Origin of the sequence: Telluribacter roseus (assembly GCF_017355915.2) — a bacterium.
Classification (GTDB): domain Bacteria; phylum Bacteroidota; class Bacteroidia; order Cytophagales; family Spirosomataceae; genus Telluribacter.
Map to the genome: position 1 here is coordinate 175,987 of NZ_JAFEUV020000005.1, position 20,189 is coordinate 196,175.

General features: G+C 51.2%; 22 protein-coding genes and 1 tRNA gene. 6 read left to right on the forward strand and 17 right to left on the reverse strand.

Annotated features, from left to right (window positions below; genetic code table 11):
• Positions 1–46: 46 nt before the first annotated feature.
• Positions 47–388 carry a DoxX family protein gene (locus JTN23_RS11715; RefSeq protein WP_247235015.1) on the reverse strand — a complete coding sequence of 114 codons (342 nt, stop codon included), beginning with the start codon at positions 386–388 and terminating at the stop codon, positions 47–49.
• On the reverse strand, positions 389–1,348 hold the full coding sequence (locus JTN23_RS11720) for a tryptophan 2,3-dioxygenase family protein (protein ID WP_247235016.1): 960 nt from the start codon (positions 1,346–1,348) through the stop codon (positions 389–391).
• Positions 1,349–1,462: 114 nt separating this feature from the next.
• Here JTN23_RS11720 and JTN23_RS11725 point away from each other — a divergent pair, with 114 nt between their 5' ends.
• Entirely contained in the window at positions 1,463–2,626 is a 1,164-nt protein-coding gene (locus tag JTN23_RS11725; RefSeq protein ID WP_247235017.1) for an acyl-CoA dehydrogenase family protein, read from the forward strand.
• Here JTN23_RS11725 and JTN23_RS11730 read toward each other — a convergent pair.
• Both JTN23_RS11730 and JTN23_RS11735 read right to left on the reverse strand, forming a co-directional pair.
• Entirely contained in the window at positions 2,619–3,539 is a 921-nt protein-coding gene (locus JTN23_RS11730; protein WP_247235018.1) for a sterol desaturase family protein, read from the reverse strand. The two genes, JTN23_RS11725 and JTN23_RS11730, sit on opposite strands and share 8 nt — an antisense overlap.
• Positions 3,540–3,767: 228 nt before the next feature.
• Entirely contained in the window at positions 3,768–5,264 is a 1,497-nt protein-coding gene (locus JTN23_RS11735) for a helix-turn-helix domain-containing protein (RefSeq protein WP_247235019.1), read from the reverse strand.
• Positions 5,265–5,461: 197 nt separating this feature from the next.
• Here JTN23_RS11735 and JTN23_RS11740 point away from each other — a divergent pair, with 197 nt between their 5' ends.
• Positions 5,462–6,424 (forward strand): DNA/RNA non-specific endonuclease, encoded by a 963-nt coding sequence (locus tag JTN23_RS11740; protein ID WP_247235020.1) that lies wholly within the window; start codon positions 5,462–5,464, stop codon positions 6,422–6,424.
• 53 nt (positions 6,425–6,477) lie between these two features.
• Here the strand turns inward: JTN23_RS11740 and JTN23_RS11745 are convergent, their stop codons facing one another.
• On the reverse strand, positions 6,478–7,005 hold the full coding sequence (locus JTN23_RS11745) for a collagen-like triple helix repeat-containing protein (protein WP_247235021.1): 528 nt from the start codon (positions 7,003–7,005) through the stop codon (positions 6,478–6,480).
• Positions 7,006–7,143: 138 nt separating this feature from the next.
• Between JTN23_RS11745 and JTN23_RS11750 the strand changes: the two genes are divergently transcribed.
• Positions 7,144–7,677, forward strand: coding sequence for a dihydrofolate reductase family protein (locus JTN23_RS11750; RefSeq protein ID WP_247235022.1), 534 nt, complete (start codon positions 7,144–7,146; stop codon positions 7,675–7,677).
• A 5-nt stretch (positions 7,678–7,682) separates the two neighbouring features.
• Here the strand turns inward: JTN23_RS11750 and JTN23_RS11755 are convergent, their stop codons facing one another.
• Together JTN23_RS11755 and JTN23_RS11760 are read right to left on the reverse strand one after the other, a co-directional pair.
• The gene (locus JTN23_RS11755) at positions 7,683–7,982 is read right to left on the reverse strand and encodes a hypothetical protein (protein WP_247235023.1); all 300 of its coding nucleotides are present in this window, start codon (positions 7,980–7,982) and stop codon (positions 7,683–7,685) included.
• A gap of 159 nt (positions 7,983–8,141) precedes the next feature.
• A complete protein-coding gene (locus JTN23_RS11760; RefSeq protein ID WP_247235024.1) occupies positions 8,142–8,681 on the reverse strand; it encodes a collagen-like triple helix repeat-containing protein in 540 nt (179 codons plus the stop codon).
• A 373-nt stretch (positions 8,682–9,054) separates the two neighbouring features.
• On the opposite strand from JTN23_RS11760, the gene JTN23_RS11765 reads away from it, so the two are divergent.
• Positions 9,055–9,255: a hypothetical protein gene (locus JTN23_RS11765; protein ID WP_247235025.1), complete on the forward strand. Its 201-nt coding sequence runs from the start codon at positions 9,055–9,057 to the stop codon at positions 9,253–9,255.
• An 87-nt stretch (positions 9,256–9,342) separates the two neighbouring features.
• Here JTN23_RS11765 and JTN23_RS11770 read toward each other — a convergent pair whose 3' ends face one another.
• Positions 9,343–9,642, reverse strand: coding sequence for a hypothetical protein (locus tag JTN23_RS11770; RefSeq protein ID WP_247235026.1), 300 nt, complete (start codon positions 9,640–9,642; stop codon positions 9,343–9,345).
• Between the two features lie 305 nt (positions 9,643–9,947).
• On the opposite strand from JTN23_RS11770, the gene JTN23_RS11775 reads away from it, so the two are divergent.
• Entirely contained in the window at positions 9,948–10,283 is a 336-nt protein-coding gene (locus JTN23_RS11775) for a hypothetical protein (protein ID WP_247235027.1), read from the forward strand.
• Positions 10,284–10,410: 127 nt separating this feature from the next.
• On the opposite strand, the gene JTN23_RS11780 is transcribed toward JTN23_RS11775, so the two are convergent.
• The 8 genes from JTN23_RS11780 to JTN23_RS11815 form a co-directional block, all read right to left on the reverse strand.
• Positions 10,411–11,088, reverse strand: coding sequence for a glycoside hydrolase family 19 protein (locus tag JTN23_RS11780; RefSeq protein WP_247235028.1), 678 nt, complete (start codon positions 11,086–11,088; stop codon positions 10,411–10,413).
• 448 nt (positions 11,089–11,536) lie between these two features.
• Positions 11,537–11,623 (reverse strand) — tRNA-Ser (locus tag JTN23_RS11785).
• A 48-nt stretch (positions 11,624–11,671) separates the two neighbouring features.
• A complete protein-coding gene (locus JTN23_RS11790; protein WP_247235029.1) occupies positions 11,672–12,745 on the reverse strand; it encodes an asparaginase in 1,074 nt (357 codons plus the stop codon).
• Positions 12,746–12,772: 27 nt separating this feature from the next.
• Positions 12,773–13,546, reverse strand: a complete 774-nt coding sequence (locus tag JTN23_RS11795; RefSeq protein WP_247235030.1) for a TatD family hydrolase — start codon at positions 13,544–13,546, stop codon at positions 12,773–12,775.
• A 39-nt stretch (positions 13,547–13,585) separates the two neighbouring features.
• Positions 13,586–14,590, reverse strand: coding sequence for a glycosyltransferase (locus JTN23_RS11800; protein ID WP_247235031.1), 1,005 nt, complete (start codon positions 14,588–14,590; stop codon positions 13,586–13,588).
• Between the two features lie 50 nt (positions 14,591–14,640).
• The gene (locus JTN23_RS11805) at positions 14,641–15,264 is read right to left on the reverse strand and encodes a polysaccharide deacetylase family protein (protein WP_247235032.1); all 624 of its coding nucleotides are present in this window, start codon (positions 15,262–15,264) and stop codon (positions 14,641–14,643) included.
• Positions 15,265–15,295: 31 nt separating this feature from the next.
• Entirely contained in the window at positions 15,296–16,432 is a 1,137-nt protein-coding gene (locus JTN23_RS11810; protein ID WP_247235033.1) for a glycosyltransferase, read from the reverse strand.
• Positions 16,425–17,429: a lysylphosphatidylglycerol synthase domain-containing protein gene (locus tag JTN23_RS11815; protein WP_247235034.1), complete on the reverse strand. Its 1,005-nt coding sequence runs from the start codon at positions 17,427–17,429 to the stop codon at positions 16,425–16,427. The genes JTN23_RS11810 and JTN23_RS11815 overlap by 8 nt, the downstream gene beginning before the upstream one ends.
• On the opposite strand from JTN23_RS11815, the gene ruvC reads away from it, so the two are divergent.
• Entirely contained in the window at positions 17,428–18,051 is a 624-nt protein-coding gene (ruvC, locus tag JTN23_RS11820) for a crossover junction endodeoxyribonuclease RuvC (protein WP_247235035.1), read from the forward strand. The genes JTN23_RS11815 and ruvC overlap by 2 nt on opposite strands.
• Positions 18,052–18,151: 100 nt before the next feature.
• On the opposite strand, the gene JTN23_RS11825 is transcribed toward ruvC, so the two are convergent.
• Positions 18,152–20,176, reverse strand: coding sequence for a thioredoxin domain-containing protein (locus tag JTN23_RS11825; protein WP_247235036.1), 2,025 nt, complete (start codon positions 20,174–20,176; stop codon positions 18,152–18,154).
• Positions 20,177–20,189: the final 13 nt, after the last annotated feature.

The following is a 20,189-nucleotide window of genomic DNA, read 5'->3' on the forward strand; positions in this document are numbered from 1 at the left end:
GGTGCAAAGATACAACGTTTTTAAGAAGAAAAAGAATCCAGATCTATCAGCGGGTATACTGGTAAGCCCACCAGATCAGCAGAAACTGTAGCGGCAGACGCCCCCAGCGTACCAGGGGCGACAGGTGCTGGAACTTGTCGGCATAGGCCATGTAGATATTGGCAGGAAACACGGCGATCAGCAACAGGATAATTCCCCAGGCGGCCCAGCTACGGGTGGCCGGGAAGAACATAGCCACGCCCAGAAGGATCTCGGCCACACCACTGAGGGCGACCAGCAGCTGATGGGCCGGTAGGAAAGGCGGCATGATCCTGAGGTAAAACTTTGGGATGACGAAGTGCAGGATCCCCGCTACGATATATACTCCACCCATTATGAAGTTGCCCATTTAGCTGTTAGTTAGTTTGGCCATTTTACCCCATTCTTTGAGCTCTTCTTCATTCCACAATCCCGGGAAGAACCTGACCTGCTGCCGGATGGGAGGGAGGTACTGCTGCCAGTTGGTACCCCCGGTCGCTTCTATCACAACGGGGTCGTTTTGCAGGTACTGTACCGCAGAGCGCAGGTGCGACAGCTTCCACTGGATATTGAGCAGGTGATCGAAGCGCCGGAGCTGCATGATCAGGTCCTGATTGCTCTTGTCGGCCTCATCCAGGTGCTGGTACCGTTGCCAGAGGTTGCAGTTTCGGTATTCTTCGCCCAGTTGGATGAGCTGCTGGCTGTACTTCCGCTCAAACTGCCGGAGCGTCAGGGTTTTCTGCTGGGTAGCCAGTTCGGTTGCACCTTTTTTCCAGTATATAGCTTCGTACACCGCATCGACCGGACTTTTTGCACTAAGTGTACCTTGATCATCCGGTAGTACCAGATTCACCATATCCGTAGACATGATCTCTATCATCCGGTACTGCACCGACTGAAATCCGCTGGAAGGAAGCAGGGCCATTCTGAATTTCAGGAACTGATCCTTCTCCATCCCGTGCACCATCACGTCGTACGAGTCGATCAGCAGGCTGACGTAGCGATTGATACGTTTGAGGCGTGCGGTAAAGAAAACGGGAGTAAGTGCTTCATGAAAGGCTATTTGCCGGATCTCGTGGATGATCAGCTTGAAGTACAGTTCCGTGATCTGGTGGTAGGTGACAAATATCAACTCATCCGGGAATGGAGTCCGGGGCTTCTGGAGGGAAAGCAGGGTGTCCAGTTCTACGTACTCCCAGTAGGTAAGGTAGTCGGCGTAGAGGAGGCCGTCGAGGTAGGAAGTCAGGTCCTGACCCATGGCCGCGAATTTTTCTTCCAGCCGTTGCAGACGCTCCGCTACGTCGGCCTGGTGAATGGGGGATGGCTTCATGAGGTTGATGAATATCCTTTTCGAATGCCTTAACTTACGAATAAATTAGTAACATAGCAGTACTACGACTGGTTTGAAAAAGAGTAGGTACTGCATCAAAAACAGACTTTGAAAATGATCAACAGCGATTTTTACAAGATAGATGAGCTACTGACCGACGAGCAGCGTATGATCCGGCAGGCGGTCCAGGAATTTACCGACCGTGAAATAAAACCCATCATGGAAGACTACGCCCAGCGGGCTGAGTTTCCCCGGCACCTGGTCCGGAAGTTCGGTGAAGTAGGTGTCTTTGGCTCTACCATACCTACCGAATACGGGGGAGGCGGCTCCGACTATATCAGCTACGGGCTCATCTGTCAGGAGATCGAGCGGGGCGACTCGGGTATGCGTTCGACGGTGTCGGTACAGAGTTCGCTGGTAATGTGGCCCATCTATCAGTTCGGCTCCGACGAACAAAAGCAGAAGTACCTGCCGCGCCTGGCTACGGGTGAATGGTTAGGCTGCTTTGGCCTCACCGAGCCAGACTTCGGCTCCAACCCGGCGGGTATGAAAACCCACTTCACTGACGAGGGCGACCACTACCTGCTCAATGGCTCCAAGATGTGGATCTCTAACTCCCCCTTCGCTGACCTGGCCGTAGTGTGGGCGCGTAACGAGCAGGGGCGGGTACAGGGGCTGCTGGTGGAGCGGGGCATGGAGGGATTCACTACGCCCGAGATCCATAATAAATGGTCGCTGCGTACCAGTGCCACGGGCGAGCTGGTGTTTGATAATGTGAAGGTGCCTAAGGCGAACCTACTACCCCATGCCCTGGGACTGAACGCCCCCCTGCAGTGCTTGGATAATGCCCGCTACGGGATATCGTGGGGAGCCATCGGTGCGGCTATTGATTGCTACGAAACGGCTGTCCGCTACGCTGCTGAGCGTATCCAGTTTGAAAAGCCGATTGGGGCCTTTCAGCTTACGCAGAAAAAACTAGCCGAAATGCTTACCGAAATCACCAAAGCCCAGCTACTGAGTTGGCGACTGGGCGTCCTCAAAAACGAAGGCCGGGCTACAACGGCGCAGATATCCATGGCCAAGCGAAATAACGTAGACATGGCACTGAATATCGCCCGCGAAGCCCGGCAGGTACTGGGAGGTATGGGCATAACGGGGGAGTACCCCATTATGCGCCACATGATGAACCTGGAGTCGGTAATTACCTACGAGGGTACCCATGATATCCACCTGCTGATCCTGGGGGCAGATATTACGGGGCTACCCGCCTTTAAGTAGTTACAGGCTGAGCTGCCTTCTGCTTGGCCTGGGCCGCTTCCCGTTGCAGTTCCTTGCTGGTCTTTCTGGAGCCATCCGGCGACCAGCCCGGCTCCCGTAGCAGGTACTTCAGTTTGGTTTTCCAGTTCTTGTTTGTACGAAGGTCCTGGCCGATTTCCTGCCACTCGTGGAAGATCGTATAGCTGATACTAGGATTTTCGGACGGTTTAGTCACACCGTAGCGGGGAGGTACATCCGGGAGCTCTTCCTGAAAGGTACCGAACAGCTTGTCCCAGATGATCAGGCACATGCCCATGTTCTTGTCGAGGTACTCTACATTGGAGGCGTGGTGGACCCGGTGGTGGGAGGGCGTAACCAAAATATGCTCGAGCCAGCCCAGCCGCTTAATGGATTCGGTATGGATGATAATACCGTAGATCTGGGTAACTGAGTACATAATCACGATATCCGCCGGATGGAATCCTACTAAGGCCAACGGTATGAAGTAGATAAACCGGTACAGAGGCTGAAACACCGAAGAGCGGAAGCCGGTGGTCAGGTTGAAATGCTCGGAGGAGTGGTGGGTAACATGTACCGCCCAGAATAGCCGGCAGTGGTGATCAACATAGTGCAGCAGGTAAAAAGCAAAGTCTTCGGCCAGAAATAACAGGAACCAGTACAGCATCGGGTTGACGATGGGATCTGTAAGCCGGTGCATGTAAAACCACAGCAGAATACCTACGTATGTGGTTCGGAACAGCAGGTCAATGCCCCCGTTCAGCAACATCAGCAGGGTATTGGTAAGGGTATCTTTAAGGGAGTAAGACTGACGGTGTTGTGAGTGAGTGAGAAAGAGTTCCAGGCCAATCAGCCCAAGATAAAAAGGAGTTGAAATACGTATGATCAACTCTTCAAACGCATAGGTAGACAGCATAAAAACTAATATTTTTGCAGAAAGCCAATCAGGCACCTATACCTCATGCAGCTGAGGTTATATGATTGGACAGATAGTAAGGTTTACGTCTTCAAGAGCCAGTTTGACTCTTGAAGACGCAGCAAAAATATATCAGGAGCTTATCAAATGCCTTAAAGCAGAGAGTTTCTAACCTATTTCTAATATCGGAAAAATTCTATTTAATGAGCGTGAGTAACTTGCGGTGATTTAGTTTTCCTGAATCATCCGGTGTATCACTTTTCGGAGTTCCTCGTTCTTACGACGCTTCTGAAGTACGGTAGGCGCGGCCATGCGTTCCTTACAGTTGAAGAGGCGGCAGCGCTCGCAGGTCTCGTTGACTTCACGGCGACGGATGGTGGGATCGTCCAGAAAACGGATGACCTTCCGGGTATCTTCGTCCAGGTAGATCCCCATCGTTACGCTCACGTTCAGGTGCTCAGAAGTTGCCATGCCCTTGGCAAAACTCACCACAAAGTAGTCGTCGGCGGTATCTACATAGTGCGAGATCTGGCTCCGGCACAGGATGGAGGTGGAGTCCTTGGCAGGCTGCTGTTCGGCTAGTTCCTGCAGGATATTCAGGGCTATCCAGCGGCGGCAGTAGTGCTCGTCCTTTACGGTATGCGGGTTGTGCTTGCGGGCCAGGTGCATCTCCTTAGTCATCTCGAAGCGGTTCTGGCCGGAGAAGTTGCTAAACCGGAGGAAGAACAACTGCTTGATGCCGAAGTGGCGGGGCAGTACGTTGCTGAGGCGGTAGCAGAAGGTCTCAGGGGTTGTATTGAAGTACCTGATCATATCGACCAGTACGTCGGGTTGCCAGGTATCGAGGGCGAAGAAGCCTTTCAGCTTCTGGACCAGCAGCGTACGCTTGATGATGATGGCACCGGCAAAGTAGGAAGCCTTGAAGTTATTCAGGAGCTGCTCAAACGACTCAGCCTCCACCAGGGCAGTAGTATGCAGGCGGTTTTTCAGTTTGAGGTACTGGTACCCGATTTCCCGACCGTACTCAAAAGCCCGCTGGATGGAGGTCAGCTGGGAGTTGATCAGGATGCGGTTGGCTTGCGGGCGGGGGATAATCAGCGAGCGCACTCCGTGCAGACCGGGGTGGGTCTTGTCGTTGATATCTTCGATGCTGTACCCAAAGTCCTTACGCAGTACATCGGCCAGGTACCTCTCGTCCAGGATCATCTCATCGCTAATACTGCGGTCGGCCAGGAACTGCTCGGCGGCTATCTCGATATCTTCAAAGTAGTTGTCGTGCATTTCCTGGTAGGTACGCAAGGCCGAGAAGTAAAACTGCTCCACCGACATGTTGTAGTTGCGGGCTATCTCGATTAGGGTGCCTATAAAGGCACTGATTTTGGTAGGAGCATCCGAGAGGAGTTCGAGCAGGTTGGCGGGGTCGATACCGAATAGTTCGAGGGGGAGCTCGGTCAGGATATTAGAGCTAAGTAGTTCCGAAATGGGCTCGAGTCGCTTGCTGAGCTTGATGGATACCAGCGTATCGTAGTCCACATCCATGGCCGCCGCCAGGGCTACTATTTTATCCGATTTGGGGTATTTTTTACCTTTTTCAATTTCGTTGATGTAAGATATAGAGAGGCCTGATTTCTGCGAAAGGTCGCTGAGCGACATTCCCTTATCCAGGCGGAGTTGTTTGAGCTTTAAGCCAAAGACCAAACGTATATTCTCGGTATTAAGAGCCACTGATTCACGATTTTATATAAAGTGCAAAATTACCACTTATTTAGGGTTCACAGCAAAGTACCCCAAATAAAGTAGATCTCCAAGCTCAAAGGCAGGCTCCAAAGCATCAGTGTGGACAAAAAAGTAGGTGTACGTGGCTTACCTTTTTGTACTGATCAGGTACTAACTAATGTACTAACAGCCTATACCTTTGCCGCATGAAAAAACTACTCCTCCTGTTCGTACTGGCGTGGAGCCTCGGGGCCTGTGACTTTGACCTTTTTTCGCCGGGTACCCATTCGGTGCATCTTGCTCTGGGTAATCCTTCGGATGCCAACCGCCGTGACGACAACAACTACCTGCTCCTGAAAGATGAAATGGCAATATCCTACAACCGATCCAAACTGGTACCCAACTGGGTGGCCTGGCACCTGGATGGGGCGTGGATACGGGCCAACACCGAACGGGAAGGCTCGTTCAGGGCTGATGAGTCACTGCCTAAGAAATGGAAGAAAGCTATGTCCGACTACTACACCCGCACCGGCTTTGACCGGGGCCACCTGTGCCCGGCCGGCGACCGCACCCGCAGTACCGACAGTCAGGAGGCTACCTTTGTGATGACCAACATAGTACCCCAGGCCCCGGCGCTGAACCGGGGGCTATGGGTAGAGATAGAGAAGGAATGCCGCAACGAGGTGCAGAAGGGCAACGAGCTGTATATTTATTCTGGTACACAGGGCATAGGTGGTAAAGGCAGCAGTGGGTTTGCTGAGCTGTTGAAAGGGGGAGTGGTGGTGCCGGAGTACCTCTGGAAGGTGATCGTGATACTACCGGAGGGGAATTCGGATGCGGTCCGTGTGGATGAAGGTACCCGGGTAATCACCCTGCTGGTGCCAAACCGGGAGGAAGCGGGCTCAAAACGAATGGATGAATTTGTCATCACGCTATCCCAACTCGAACAACTGACGGGGCACCACTTTCTGCCTGATAACTATGGGATGGAGGTACTGAAAGAAAAACGTTACAACTTTCAGAAGGAGCTGGGTACCTCTGCGGCCGATAAGCCCTGCGGTAGTTATAACTCCAAGGTGACGTACCTGGGCTCACGGGGCGGTTGCTACTACCTGGGTACCTCCGGCGATAAAGTATACGTGGGGCAGGAGTATTGTAGCTGCAAGTAGAGAGCTCTTGTAGATATGAAAACTAAAAAAGCCGGGTACTACCCGGCTTTATGTTATTCTGGCAGATTAAAGGCCTTTCTGACTGCTTCGTAATTTTTCAGATCTAGTTCGGCGCTGAGTCGGGCGTTAAGAGCCGGTACTACTACTACCCGTATATCCTGGAAGTTTCGCTGTGCGGTCTCGCTGGTTTGCAGCAGGAAAACATTCAGATTCTGACCTTCCATGCCGTAGAAAAAGCTATAATTAGATACCTGATTATTTCCAAATAGAACAATACCGGGTAGTGGGAACCACAGGTTCTGACTTTTGGCGTAGATCAGGATGACACCTTTTTCAACACTGGCTACCGCATCGGCCGGAAGATCTTCAAGGGCAAAAACTACATCGCCTGATTCGTCGGTATCGGCGGCTCCGGTTGAGAACTGAAAAGCTCCGGCTGTACCTGGCTCGCCCTGCTCACCCTGAACGCCCTGAGGTCCCTGAGGACCTTCCGGACCTATTTCACCCTGAGGACCTTTACAAGCTGAAAAACCCAGGCCGATCAGGACCACTAGCATTGAATGTAGAATAAGTTTGCGCATAACGTAATGGGAATAGTGGATAAGTGGATAAATTGAATTCAAAGTAAGTTAGGTACACTTTTAGATATACGCAATACAAACTTGATCGGTGGCACCAATCTGTATTAATTTATAGACCTGAACCCAAACACTGACCCTATGCGCAAGCTCATACTCTACATCGCGACCAGTCTGGATGGTAAGATAGCCCGTAAAGACGGGTCTATTGACTGGTTGCCCGATCCCAGCAGTGAAGACTACGGCTATCAGGAATTTTATGACTCCATTGATACAGTTATTATGGGCTACAAGACCTACGAAGTGTGCCTGGGATTTGGGGAGTGGTACTACAAGGGTAAAGCCTCCTATGTACTTTCCAGACACCCGGATCGGGAGGTACTTCCCGACGTGCAGCTAATTACCGCTGATCCGGTGGCCTTTGTACGTGGGCTCAAAGCAACCGAGGGGAAAGATATATGGCTGGTAGGGGGAGGAGAAATCAATACGCTCCTGCACGATGCCGGACTGATCGACGAGTACATCCTGGCGTACATACCCCTGGTGCTGGGGGAGGGGATAGAGCTGTTCCCGGCCGTTACCAGACAGGAGAACTTGAAGCTGGCCCAGCATGCTATTTATCAAAATGGAGTAGTAATGATGTACCTGATCAAGGAGGACAGCCAAGCTTCCTGACTACGCTAGTGCATAGTAGTAGGAGCCAGCTGCCCCTTTTTTCTGAGCGCTTCGATTACGGGCTGTAGGCGGCTGCGAAAGTTCGACTCCACATCCAGCGTCTTGCCTCCCTTCTGAAAAAATTGCAGCGTTTTCTGCGTAAACCTGAGGTAGTACCTGGTCTTGAACCACTCGGACGAGGATTCGTTCAGGCATTTGAGGTACAGGCTGGCTTTGGCCACTTCATCGTTGGCGAAAATGATCAGGTCAACCAGATCCAGGGTTTTGGCCTTGGCTATAAAGCTGTCTATGTCAAATCGTTTCATGCGGGAGGTCTTTATTTGTAACCAAATTATATAATTTCTGGTAATAGTACCTTACCGTTCACGAAACCGAAGCGGCCAGACTGGATTTTCGGGGCTGGCACAAAAAAAGAGCAACCTTTCGGTTGCTCTGCAATAGGTACTGCTTACTGCTAATCGGGATCAGAGATTGTAGTCCTTTTTCAGGTTGGCATAATCGCGGTACCGCTCCATATCCAGACGTGCAGCAGGCATTCCCTTCAGTACCACCACCCGGTATCTGAACGCGTAGTTCTGCGGGATGTTGCTGGTGTTGGTATTGATGTTCAGAAACCTGGGTGTATAGTCAAACGTCAGATCCAGCGAAATCAGGTTTTCCCCATCGGCTGTATAAGCCGTGCTCCGGAAAGGCAGCATACTGTACTGATTGGCATCTTTCTGAATATAAACCAGCACAAAATTGGTAGAATCGAGCGCCGTCGGGAAATCAAAAGTGGTAAAAAGTCCGGAGTCAAACCCTGCCGTAAAGTCATAGATTTGCGGGCTGGCGCCAGGCTGTCCGATGGGCCCCTGTGGTCCGGCGGGCCCGGCAGGACCTTGTGGTCCGGCGGCTCCGATTGGTCCGGCTGGCCCGGCGGGGCCCTGTGGTCCGACGTCACCCTGTTCGCCTTTACAGGCAGCCAGTAATACCAGAACCGTACAAAACAGAAGTAGTTTTTTCATGTGTTTTTTGAGCGATGGTGAGAATTATGAGCAATGTAAGACAATTTTCAGTGTTTAGTGACCTGTAAGCCATCCGGCGGCAGCCAATTCCCTGCCACTAGTACTTGGTCTGATGGTTTCTACAGGTACTACTCCGTAAAAGGCTCCCTGGTTTAAAAAGTACCCACTTCGACTCAAAGAACGTGTTCAAGCGCTTGCCTATGTGATGTTATTATTGTTTTTCAAGGAATTACTACCGTTTAGTAAAAAAATACGTTACATTTACTTATATTTTGCTAAACACAATTCGGGGGTACCACCAGTCGCCGTAGGGTGCCCGTTAGTTATGTGGATCAGAATGTAGTTTTCTTCACCCTAAACTACCATAACTAGCATGGCCGATCTCATCAAACATCCGTCCCTGGAAGAATTCGTTGATCTTAGCATGGTCAATGCCGTTCTTCCTGACACTAATCCGGAAGGACAGCCCCTAGTCATTTTCTTGCAACTGAATAAGAGCAAGAAAAAACAAATTATCTGGAAATTCGAAAGTCAGGAGATCCGTAATCACTTTCTCTGCCAGTTGCAGCAGTAGTCTTCGCTTCCTTACCACATCTATTCTTCCGATTGCCTCCTGCTTTATCTCCTTTTAGATCATTTTGTACAAAAGTGAGAAAATAGGCTAATCCGTTACCTTCTGTTGTTCCATCAGTTTTTGGGCCATTGGCAGCAATTCAGCATCCGGAATAAAATCTTCACAAATCATGAGCAACGAGTAAAGCGATCGCCTGATCAGAGCGGGATCGGCTTTATCCTGCTGCAGTGCCGCTTGTACCATGTGGATCGAAAGATCCGCCAGTAAATATTTACGTTTTTCGAGCCACTCAGGGCTTCCTTTGATCGCCTGCTGTTCGAGGTAACACTGCTCAGTTAAGGCGTGTGCTTCTTGGCAGTGCTCAAGTATTTGCTTCTTTTTATCCATTGGGAGAAGGAGGTGAAAGTAGTAATTAGGTAAAGGTGGTAAAGAAGCTGTTACGAGGCAAGGGGAAAATCAAAGAGTAGAACATAGTAAGTTCTTGAAGTGGGGGAGGTATGGGGACTGGTACTCAATATAATTTATTTAATAGTATATGTTTATATATGGTTCATATACAGCCGGTTGGCATAATACGATTAGGCTTTTTACTTGATAGTAAGAATATTATAGCAGAAGGTGCTGGCTGGTTGGTTTTTGGCCTGAAAATTGCTGCAATTAAGGCGGCTAAGCCCTCCTCTATTATAATGTATATGTTAAATCTTTGCCGCACGGACAACGGAAAGATCGTTGGTAGCTGCGAGATCAATGGTCAATTGATTGTTAGTAAGCCTCATTCCGAACTACCTGACGTATTGGATGAGGTTCTGTACATGGCAGCCTTTACTGATCAACCACTTCTTCCCGAGCCCGTTTTTGATGTGGTATGGCTCAACGAGGAAGAGGAAATCAAGTGCAGCGGCTGCCAGCACATTCTGCCTCTGAATCATCTAAAGGAATGCCGGACCTGCGGCAAGTACCTATGTAGTATATGTAGCTGCACCCAATGCCACTCTTTGACCAGCACCTACCGGGCCATCAACAGATAGTTCAGGTACTTGAGTAGTCATACCATTCCAATATAAAAGGCCCTGCTGGCTTTGCCAGCAGGGCCTTTATTGATTATACTTTCAGGCAGAGCTTTTAAGTAGCTTAAGATGAAAGGTATACAACTCTCTAAGCTAACCCATCCTTACTACCGTCGTTAAGGAGCAGATCAAAGAGGGTAGTTCGTTCTTTTAGTCCGGTCAGCCCTCCGTTGATGATCTGGGTAGACCTGATTACATCCTTCTGATCGGCCAGTTTATTGAGGCCGTTGGTTTTCCAGAACCAGGCCGCCGCCCACATACCAAAGCGGGGAGTAGCTACCAGGTCAGGCGCTTTGACAAAATCAATGCCCAGTCCTAATCCGATATCCCGGGTAAGGGCCGCGTAGTTACTTTTGCCGGTGATCATCTTTGGACCCCGTCCCCGGTACCTCCACCCGTCGCCACTGGCCTCGTTCCCATTGCCCAGTCGGTTGGCGTAGACATAGTTGGCCAGGCGCTCCGGATTTTTGGCATAGTAAGCCGGATTACGCTTGCCGTCGGCAAACACAGGTACATCCCGACGTTCACCAACTTTGATAGCCCGAAACCGTTTCGGCCATACCTGAGGCAGTCGGGCTTCGCTGTAGTTGAGGTTCTCCACAAAGCAGGTAAACCTGGCGCATTCGTGCCCGGTCTGCGCCCAGAACATCGACTCCCGCTCGGGCGTGTTGATTTCGGCATACTCAAAAATCTCCTGCGCAAAAGGATAGTAGTCGGCAATGGAGGAAGCCGGAAATCTGGCAATAAGGGTATTGGTTTGAATCATGGTGATAAGGTAGTTAAAGTATGGATGGGCAGGAAGCAAACGCACAGAACGGCCCAGGCTGTGGCCGTATCGAAGTACTTTACGATCAGAAGTATATTCTTTGCTGATGCCATTCCCGTTCCGGGTTACTTACATCAGACAAAACAAGAAGCGCTACGAGAAGATCAAGGAAGTCTACTCCTTGTATAGTAAGTACTGGCTATTAAACGTGTTAAGATACAGATAGTTACAGGTATTTGCAAGTATAAGTTATCAAATTATATTGAATGGTTACTTGTTCTGATAGTAGTTTGAAGTAGAGACTGAGATGCTGCGAATATGGCTACTTCTTAGGAAGAGATGAGAACAAGACTAGTCCTGTGATACGTAAAGCCTTTACTGGAGTAGAAAGTGTACTTTGTTGGAAGAAACAAAAAAAGCCTTATCCTGAATCGGACAAGGCTTTTAGCAGAGAGGAGGAGATTCGAACTCCCGATACCGTTGCCGGTATACACGCTTTCCAGGCGTGCCCCTTCAACCACTCGGGCACCTCTCTATACGGGAAAGTGGCTGCAAATATAGCGCAAATACCTATCTGTGCAAATCAAATACTCATTTCGCCGCGCAGGGGAGTGGAGAGCAAGTCGCGGTAGTGCTGGCTATCCAGTTCGGTACCAAACACATACATCATTTTAGTAATAGCAGCCTCGGCCGTAATATCTGAGCCACTTACTACGCCAATCTGCTTCAGGTACTTGCTGGTCTGGTACTGGCCCTGGGTAACCCGGCCGCCGTCACACTGCGAGACGTTGTACAGGATGAGGCCCCGCTCAATGGCCATCCGTAGCTCATCCAGAAACCAGTGATCCGTAGGGGCATTGCCCGCACCGAAAGTCTCGATCACTACTCCCTTTAGTCCTTCTATTTCCAATATAGAGCTGACCACCTTGCGACAGATCCCCGGGAACAGCTTCAGAAATGTCACGTTACGATCCAGTTTGGTATGGAGCCGCAGCGACGAGCCAGGCTGGTAGGGAGCTATGTAGGGGTGGTTGTACTCTATACGCACTCCAGCGTTGGCCAGGTGGGGGTAGTTTTGCGAATGAAACGCGTTGAAGTCGGAGCTCTCCTGCTTCTTGGCCCGGTTGCCACGCAGTAGTACCGAGTTGAAGTAGATACACACCTCCGAAATGATCGGATGCCCCTGCTCGTTGGTGGCCGCGGCGATCTCCAGGGCAGTAATGAAATTTTCGCGGGCATCGGAACGCGCTACCCCAATGGGAAGCTGCGCTCCCGTCAGGATCACCGGTTTGTTGAGGTTCTCCAGCAGGTAGCTCAGGGCCGAAGCCGTATAGGCCATGGTATCGGTACCGTGCAGGATCACGAAGCTATCGAACTCAGCGTACTGATTGTAGATGATCTGAGCGATCTCCACCCATATGGCCGGCTTCATGTTGGAAGAGTCGATGGGCTCGGTGAGGGTAAGGAAGGTAATCTCAAAGTCGAGCCTGCGGATCTCAGGTACTTTTTCGATGACCTGCTCAAAATCAAAGGGTACGAGCTGCCGTCCTTTGGTCTCAAACACCATTCCCAGTGTTCCTCCCGTATAGATAACCAGCACAGACGCCCGGGGAGGCTCGGGTGAAACGGGATTGATGTGTACTTTTTTATACTCCATAGTCAAAACATGGGTCGGAAGACCTGATTAGTGGGCCACCTTGGCGGGCAAAAAGGACTGGGCATTGCGCGTGGTTGCTGCTATTACCTCGGCTTTGGATATCTGCTTCAGGTCTGCGACGCGCTGGGCCACCAGGTCCAGGTACAGGGGTTCGTTGCGCTTGCCCCGGTAGGGTACCGGCGCCAGGTACGGGCTGTCCGTCTCCAGTACCAGATGTTCCAGATCCACGTGCGGCAGTACCTTATCCAGGCCACCATTCTTGAAGGTAACTACCCCGCCTATACCCAACTTAAAGCCCAGTTCTATGGCTTTATTGGCTTCTTTCAGTGTACCCACAAAGCAGTGGAAGATACCCGTCAGCTCTGGATCGGCAAATTTTTCGATCAGGGCTACGGTTTCCCAGAAGGCGCTGCGACTATGAATGTCGATCCAGAGGTTATGCTTGCGAGCCAGTCCGCACTGTACCAGAAAGGCCTCTTCCTGCTGAGCCCGGAAGGTCGTATCCCAGTAGAGGTCCATGCCTATCTCACCCACAGCCAGGAAGGGGTACTTGGCCAGCCAGTCTTCCACGATCTGTAATTCCTTCTCGAATCCCTCTTTTACATAAGTAGGATGCAGGCCCATCATGGGCAGACAGCGTTGGGGGTACTGTTCGGCGAGTTGCATCATGCCTTCGATGGTACCATGGTCGCAGTTAGGCATCCATATCTGTTGTATACCTGCCTGCCAGGCGCGCTGGAACATCGCATCACGTTCTTCCGCAAACTGCTCATCGTATATATGAGCGTGTGTTTCAATCATTTCTAATTCTATTCTTTATAGTACTCACTAATTTATATCTTAATTAGCATGCGAAAACTGCCTGCCTTTCCAGACCGTCGGACTGGGCAGGTAGTAGTTGACCAGCATGCAGGTAAAGTTGCCCATGGTATAAAACCAGAATACCGGCACTACCTTTAGGAGGTCCCACTGCCGGAGTGCGACTACAATAACACCCGCCGCGAAGGTAAGGTGGAGGTAGTGGTTTATCGCTATTCTCAGACTCTCCTCCGGGTACCAGAATGCCATAACTACCAGAGCCGGTAAGAGCAGAGCCGTGATAAAGGAGAATAGCCGCAGGGGCCAGGCGAGCTTCATGGCTCCTACAGTCCAACGTTTCCGTTGCTTCATCAGTTCGCCATAGGTAGGTACCGGTTCCGAGCGGGCCAGTATTCCCTCCTCAAATGCCTGGACAAACCGGTACCCACTCCGGACTATGGTGATGAACAAGGCGTAGTCTTCCACTATACTAAAGCCGATGCGCTCGTAGCCACCAATCTGGCGGTAGGCCTCGGCCGTCACAGCCATATTATTGCCCATACCGGTAACGGGTATTTTGAAAAGGGCCAAAAACCGCACGCCGCCCATAATGAACATCCACTCGAGCGACTGCAGGTCGGAGAAGTAGCCGGTGGATTGCATGCGGGTTACGCCTACTACTATACCTACCTGGGGAGTGAAGTGCTTCAGGATATTAGTCACCCAATCAGCAGGTACCGTAATATCCGCGTCGCAGTACAGGAAGTACCGGCCGCGGGCGTGGTGAGCGAGCTGCGCCAGCACGTTGGCTTTGGCTTTGAGTCCGGCTACCTCCTGCTCAATGAGGAAGTACCTGAACTGGGGTTTATCAGCAATGAACTCCAGTATAATTTGGGCGGTGTTATCAGTGGACTGGTCGTCGCCAATCAGGATCTCGATCTGCTGGTGCGGGAAGTGCTGTTCATACAAAGCCTGCAGGCAACGTTCGATGTTGGCTTCTTCGTTGCGGGCAGCAATCAGTACACTTACCTGTATATTCTCTTCCAAAGTTGATATAGATCTATTTGCAGACAGAGCTTATAAAACTGTACCATGACTCACTGCATGGGTAGTGCCTCAAAGGTATAGCCTGCTTCCGAAAAATGCTGCAGTATCCTGGGCACAGCGTATTGCATGTTGGGAGCCGCTTTGATACTATCGTGAAAAAGCAGGATGGACCCGACTCTGGTGTGCCGGAGCGTCTGGCGGAGGCAGGTTTGGGGGCTTACCTCCTTCGAAAAATCCCCACTAAGTACATCCCACATCACTACCTGTCTGTCAGCAGTTACTACACGAGCCTGGCTCCTTTTGATCCGGCCGTAGGGCGGGCGGAAGAGTCGGGTAGGCAGGTGGAGCTGTCGGCCGCATTTTTCGATGTTGGCCAGGTAGGTGGCATCTTCGGTTTTCCAGCCGTTGAGGTGGTTGAACGTATGATTACCTACGGAGTGCCCCGCCGCCAGTACTTTCTGGTAGATAGCCGGATGTTTGCCGACATTGTCCCCAATGCAGAAAAAAGTAGCCTTAGCCCGGTACTGGGCCAGTGTGTCAAGTACCATCTCGGTAATGTCCGGAATGGGGCCATCATCAAACGTAAGGTAAAGCTTCTTCTCCCGGGTAGGCACGTGCCACAGGTACTTCGGAAAAATAGCTTTCAGCCAGAAGGGAGAATAATGCAAAAACATGGACTATCTGAATAGTTAATACTTCTATAAGCTACACCAGCTTGCGGCCCTTCCACTCGTACTCGGGGCGCTGAACGGCCAAACCAAAAAACGTTACGTAGAATGGGTAGATCAGCTGCACCAGCGGGATGTAGGGTATGGACCCCCGCTTCTTGAGGAACCAGAGTACCCGGCCAATAAAAAACCACTCAGGTACCCACTTCAGCAGCAGCATGGCCAGCAAGGTAGTGGGCCCTATAAATCCAGCCAGTGCCAGTAGGGGAGCTACCAATAGAGCGGCATTACAGCTAAAAACGTACAGCGCCAGTATCACAGGCGACTTGCTCTTATAGTGTTTCCACTTGCTGGCCCAGCGCTTCCGCTGCCGGTAAAACTGCTTCCACTGTCTGTGCGGCCCTGTTTGTACAATGGATTCGGTCTGCTTCAGAAACTGGACGTGGTCGGGGTAGCGGGAGGCGATCTTGTGCAGCAGAAACTCATCATCGCCGGATGCCACGTGCCGGGTACCTTCAAAGCCTTCCACTTCAAAAAATACTTCCCGGGTATAGGCGAGGTTGGCACCATTGCACATGGTAGGCTTACCGGCGGCTATGGTACAGGCACCACTACCAATCAGGCTCGAAAACTCCACCGTCTGGAGGTGATCGGTGAGGGAGGTTTCGGGGGTAAAGGTGACTGGTCCGCTGATCAGGCGGGCTGAGGACTGTTCGTAGCAGGTGGCAATCGCCTCCAGCCAGCCCGCCCCAACACGGCAATCACCATCGGTGGTAACGATCAGGGTACCTTTGGCTATATGAATGGCGGATTCAATAGCCCGTTTTTTAGGTGACTCCGTAAAGCTATCGGTAAGGGGAAGCAGGTGTACCCGGCAGTCTGTACCTGACTGGAACGTACGTACCAGTTCGGCGGTAGTGTCCGTTGAGGCATCATCTACAATGATTACCTCAAATTGGTGGTAGGGGAGCGACTGCCTCTCGAGGTCCCCTAACAGGTGGAGGATATTAGCGGCTTCGTTTCGCACCGGTATAATCACCGAAAGAGTGGTGGAGGTAGTCTTTCCATCCATCTTGTTCTTCGGAATGGATCGCCACAGAAACAACAAACCAAACGTAAACAGGGAGTAACTCCCAATAAGTACCCAAAGTATATCTACAAGTATTTCAATCATGTCGGGAAATCCATTTGTGCTGCCACACCAGTACGATACCTACCAATAGCGGTCCAAGGATATTAATCGCCCACACCAGCAGCGTAGCCGTAATCACCTGCTCGGAAGGCAGACCGTAGTGGCTGAACAAAAATAGGGCAATAAACTCCCTGAGTCCGAGATCGCCAAACAGATTAATGGCCGGAATGATGGTTTTGGCCAGTAGGATAAGCCCTACGCAGGCGCTAAGTTCGATGAGGGAGAGGGGGAAATCAAATAGCGTTAGCGCCAGTACAAACTGCAGCATGAACACCAGATAGCGCAGCAAGCCGTACAGGAGAGGTGTCAGCAGGTCGGTCGCGTCGTATTGGCTTATCACCTGAAAGTAGGGGGAAATCTTCTGTATAAAGCTATTTTTCGTTTTCCAGCGCGTCAGCGGGCGGCGAAAGTAAGCCACCAGTGGCCCCAGCAGCACCAAAAACACCAGGACTCCTGTAATAACAGCCGATACCATAGGCGTAACCGGAACGGCACTACCGACCAGTGACCAGCTCACCAGCCCTACCACCAGCGAGACATAAAACTGGATACCGTTGGAGACCACTGCCGCCCCAATGGCTAACAGGCGCTTATCAGAACGCAATGAGGCTACCCGCCCCAGAGTATCACCCAACTGGGCCGGCACGGCCACTCCAACAGCCAGACCGGTAAGGGTACTTCGAAATGCCTCGCTAAAGGTGATAGGTACTGCCTTCTGGGCGAGGCGCTTCCACTTCAGGCTCTCCAGTGCCCAGTTGGCCGGTACCAGCAGGAGCATGGTTAGTATTGTGAAGATATTTTCTTTTACCCATAGTTGACCCAATACTACACCTATGGCCTGTACGCCTTTCTGCTCCGACTGAAGAGTCGAAAATATATAGCTGAGTACAAGTCCGGTTACGAAAAATTTAAGCAACCACCACAGCTTTCGGGAAACTGTTTTTTCGTTTGGAAGTGGTAGTTGTTTATCTTGCACCATGATGAGTCAAAAAGGAGTGGGAACCGGCGTAGTAGCCACCAGCGTAGTAGCGACCGAGAAGATTATTATTGGGGTAGATCCGGGTACGCAGGTAACCGGATACGGGGTTATTATGATCAAAAACCAGCAGATTAGTTTGGTTCAGTACGGGGTCATCCATCTCAGCAAATATAGTACCCATGAGTTGAAGTTAAAGAAAATCTTTGAACGCATCAGTCAGCTTATCGACGAGTACCTGCCCGACGAAATGGCCATTGAGGACCCGTTTTTCGGTAAAAATGCCCAGTCGATGCTCAAACTCGGACGCGCTCAGGGAGTGGCCATGGCAGCGGCTCTCTCACGTGGTATACCCATCGTTGAGTACTCCCCAAAAAAGATAAAGCAGTCAGTAACAGGCAATGGGAACGCTACCAAAGAGCAGGTAGCCTACATGCTCGAGAATATTCTCAAAATGGAGCTTAGCCGGGAGTTTATGGATGCTACCGACGGTATTGCCATTGCTATCTGTCACCACTATCACGCCACAGCTCCTGCTTCGATAGGAGGCGGAGGCTCGGGCAAGAAAGCCAAAAAAGGAGGTTGGGGAGCTTTCATTAACGAGAATCCGGAACGACTCAAGTAAGTGTAGAAGTTGATGAGTGTATAGTTTATGAGTCACTCTGGTTTATACTCCATAAATCTAAAAGCTACTGATAGCCTAACTCTCCACTATTAATACCTACCTACATACTCCTTGCCTCTTTTAGCTGCTGCAGGGCTTCCTCTACTGTCGTAACAGGTAGCTGGCAGGTTTTGTTAAAACAGACATAAATGGCAGTCTTATCCTGAATGGTAGTCCGACCTTCCAGCAGAGGCAGGATAGAGGCAGTCGGGGTACCCGCTACTACTTTATTCGGTATAAAATAGTACTCTATCTCCTGGCGGAACTGATCCGCATCAGGCCCCACCAGTACGATCTCAGCCGTGGGGGTGACGCGGGTACAGTACAGGGCCGCCCAGTTGGTCACCCACTGCACATCCGTCAGCATAATCTTCCGCATTTTGGACAGCATCTTATCCGAAACAGCCTGGTAGTCTTCCCGGTCCAGCAGTACCCCCAGTGTATACAGGTTGTGAGCCATGATGGAGTTGGAGGCCGGAATGACATTGTCAATGATCTCCTTCTTACGGGCTATCAATGATTCACCGGCAGCGTCCGTAAAGTAGAAGTACTCGTCGTGCGGATCGTAGAAGTTGGCCAGGGCGTAGTCACAAAGTACCTGCGCTTCCAGGAGCCATTTCTCGTCAAAGGAGATCTGGTAGAGTCCCAGGTACCCTTCGGCTACGGCCGCGTAGTCTTCCAGAAAAGCCGTGATGGTGGCTTTCTCCTGCTTATAGCTGTGCCAGAGCCTTCCATTTTCGGTCATGCGGGTGAGAATAAATTCGCCTACACCCAGCGCCGACGCCCGTACGGATTCATCTCCTAATGCCCGGTACGCGTCCGTGAGCCCTTTCAGCAGCAGTCCATTCCACGAGGCCAGTATTTTATCATCCAGTCCGGGGCGTACCCGCGAGACACGAGCCTCTGCCAGCTTTTTGAGAGCCTGCTGGTATTTCTGCCTAAAATCATCGGTATAAATACCCTTTAATTTTGCGGTGTCGTCGGCCGGGTGGGTGAGGTGCAGGTGGTTGTGGCCATCCTCCCAATTGCCCTCCGTACTGATAGAATACAGCTTAGTGAACCAGTCGAAATCCGGCCCCAGTACTTCCCGTAGTTCGGCTTCGGTCCAGATGTAGTACTTGCCTTCTACACCTTCACTGTCTGCATCCAGTGCCGAGTAAAAGCCACCTTCCGGCGATTGCATTTCACGCTGCAACCACTGGATGGTTTGCCTTAGGCGATCGGCATACAGAGGTTTACGGGTAAGGGTGTAGGCTTCGGCGTAGACGCTCAGTAGCTGGGCGTTGTCGTAGAGCATCTTTTCGAAGTGGGGGATAAACCATTCGTCATCGACGGAGTAGCGGGCCCATCCACCTCCTACATGGTCGTAGATACCTCCCAGAGCAATGCGATCCAATGTGGTTTCCAACTGGGCAATGGCTTCGGGATGCTGGGTAAGGTCATAGTACCTGAGCAGAAACTTGTAAATAGAAGGCATCGGAAACTTGGGCGCGCGGTTCATGCCGCCCTTGGCTCTATCAAAGTTGCGCCTCAGTACTTCAAACATGGTATCCACTTCGTCCTCCGTATAGGAGTCAGAGGTAGTAGCGAGGCCGTACTTCTCGGTTTCGCTCATGATCATGTTCTGCACGAAGCCCTCCGCCGATTCGACCAGCTCTTTGTGGTGATCGGTAAAGGCAGTTTTGATACTCAGCAGCAGGTTGGCCCAGTTCTGGGGGGGGAGGTAGGTAACTCCATAGAATGGTTTGGCATCCGGCAGCAGGAACACATTGAGCGGCCAGCCCCCGCGGGTACCCATCGCCTGCAGAGCATCCATGTATACGGCATCAACGTCCGGTCGTTCCTCCCGATCCACCTTTATACACACGTAGTTGTCGTTCATGATGGCCGCGATCTGCTCCTTCTCGAAGCTCTCCCGCTCCATCACATGACACCAGTGGCAGGCCGAGTAGCCAATACTAACCAGGATGGGCTTGTTTTCTTCCCGGGCTTTGCGGAGTGCTTCATCCCCCCACGGGTACCAGTCTACCGGGTTGTGGGCGTGCTGGAGTAAGTAGGGGCTGGTTTCGTTGGCTAATCTGTTCACACTGCTTTGGGTC

Bases quoted from the DNA above. Each gene is read 5' to 3' on its own strand.
- JTN23_RS11765 (WP_247235025.1), top strand. From the start codon at position 9,055: ATGGCCGATCTCATCAAACATCCGTCCCTGGAAGAATTCGTTGATCTT.
- JTN23_RS11745 (WP_247235021.1), bottom strand. From the start codon at position 7,005: ATGCGCAAACTTATTCTACATTCAATGCTAGTGGTCCTGATCGGCCTG.
- JTN23_RS11715 (WP_247235015.1), bottom strand. From the start codon at position 388: ATGGGCAACTTCATAATGGGTGGAGTATATATCGTAGCGGGGATCCTG.
- JTN23_RS11790 (WP_247235029.1), bottom strand. From the start codon at position 12,745: ATGGAGTATAAAAAAGTACACATCAATCCCGTTTCACCCGAGCCTCCC.
- JTN23_RS11775 (WP_247235027.1), top strand. From the start codon at position 9,948: ATGTTAAATCTTTGCCGCACGGACAACGGAAAGATCGTTGGTAGCTGC.
- JTN23_RS11750 (WP_247235022.1), top strand. From the start codon at position 7,144: ATGCGCAAGCTCATACTCTACATCGCGACCAGTCTGGATGGTAAGATA.
- JTN23_RS11805 (WP_247235032.1), bottom strand. From the start codon at position 15,264: ATGTTTTTGCATTATTCTCCCTTCTGGCTGAAAGCTATTTTTCCGAAG.
- JTN23_RS11815 (WP_247235034.1), bottom strand. From the start codon at position 17,429: ATGGTGCAAGATAAACAACTACCACTTCCAAACGAAAAAACAGTTTCC.
- JTN23_RS11740 (WP_247235020.1), top strand. From the start codon at position 5,462: ATGAAAAAACTACTCCTCCTGTTCGTACTGGCGTGGAGCCTCGGGGCC.
- JTN23_RS11730 (WP_247235018.1), bottom strand. From the start codon at position 3,539: ATGCTGTCTACCTATGCGTTTGAAGAGTTGATCATACGTATTTCAACT.
- ruvC (WP_247235035.1), top strand. From the start codon at position 17,428: ATGATGAGTCAAAAAGGAGTGGGAACCGGCGTAGTAGCCACCAGCGTA.
- JTN23_RS11725 (WP_247235017.1), top strand. From the start codon at position 1,463: ATGATCAACAGCGATTTTTACAAGATAGATGAGCTACTGACCGACGAG.
- JTN23_RS11780 (WP_247235028.1), bottom strand. From the start codon at position 11,088: ATGATTCAAACCAATACCCTTATTGCCAGATTTCCGGCTTCCTCCATT.
- JTN23_RS11795 (WP_247235030.1), bottom strand. From the start codon at position 13,546: ATGATTGAAACACACGCTCATATATACGATGAGCAGTTTGCGGAAGAA.
- JTN23_RS11755 (WP_247235023.1), bottom strand. From the start codon at position 7,982: ATGAAACGATTTGACATAGACAGCTTTATAGCCAAGGCCAAAACCCTG.
- JTN23_RS11720 (WP_247235016.1), bottom strand. From the start codon at position 1,348: ATGAAGCCATCCCCCATTCACCAGGCCGACGTAGCGGAGCGTCTGCAA.
- JTN23_RS11810 (WP_247235033.1), bottom strand. From the start codon at position 16,432: ATGATTGAAATACTTGTAGATATACTTTGGGTACTTATTGGGAGTTAC.
- JTN23_RS11760 (WP_247235024.1), bottom strand. From the start codon at position 8,681: ATGAAAAAACTACTTCTGTTTTGTACGGTTCTGGTATTACTGGCTGCC.
- JTN23_RS11770 (WP_247235026.1), bottom strand. From the start codon at position 9,642: ATGGATAAAAAGAAGCAAATACTTGAGCACTGCCAAGAAGCACACGCC.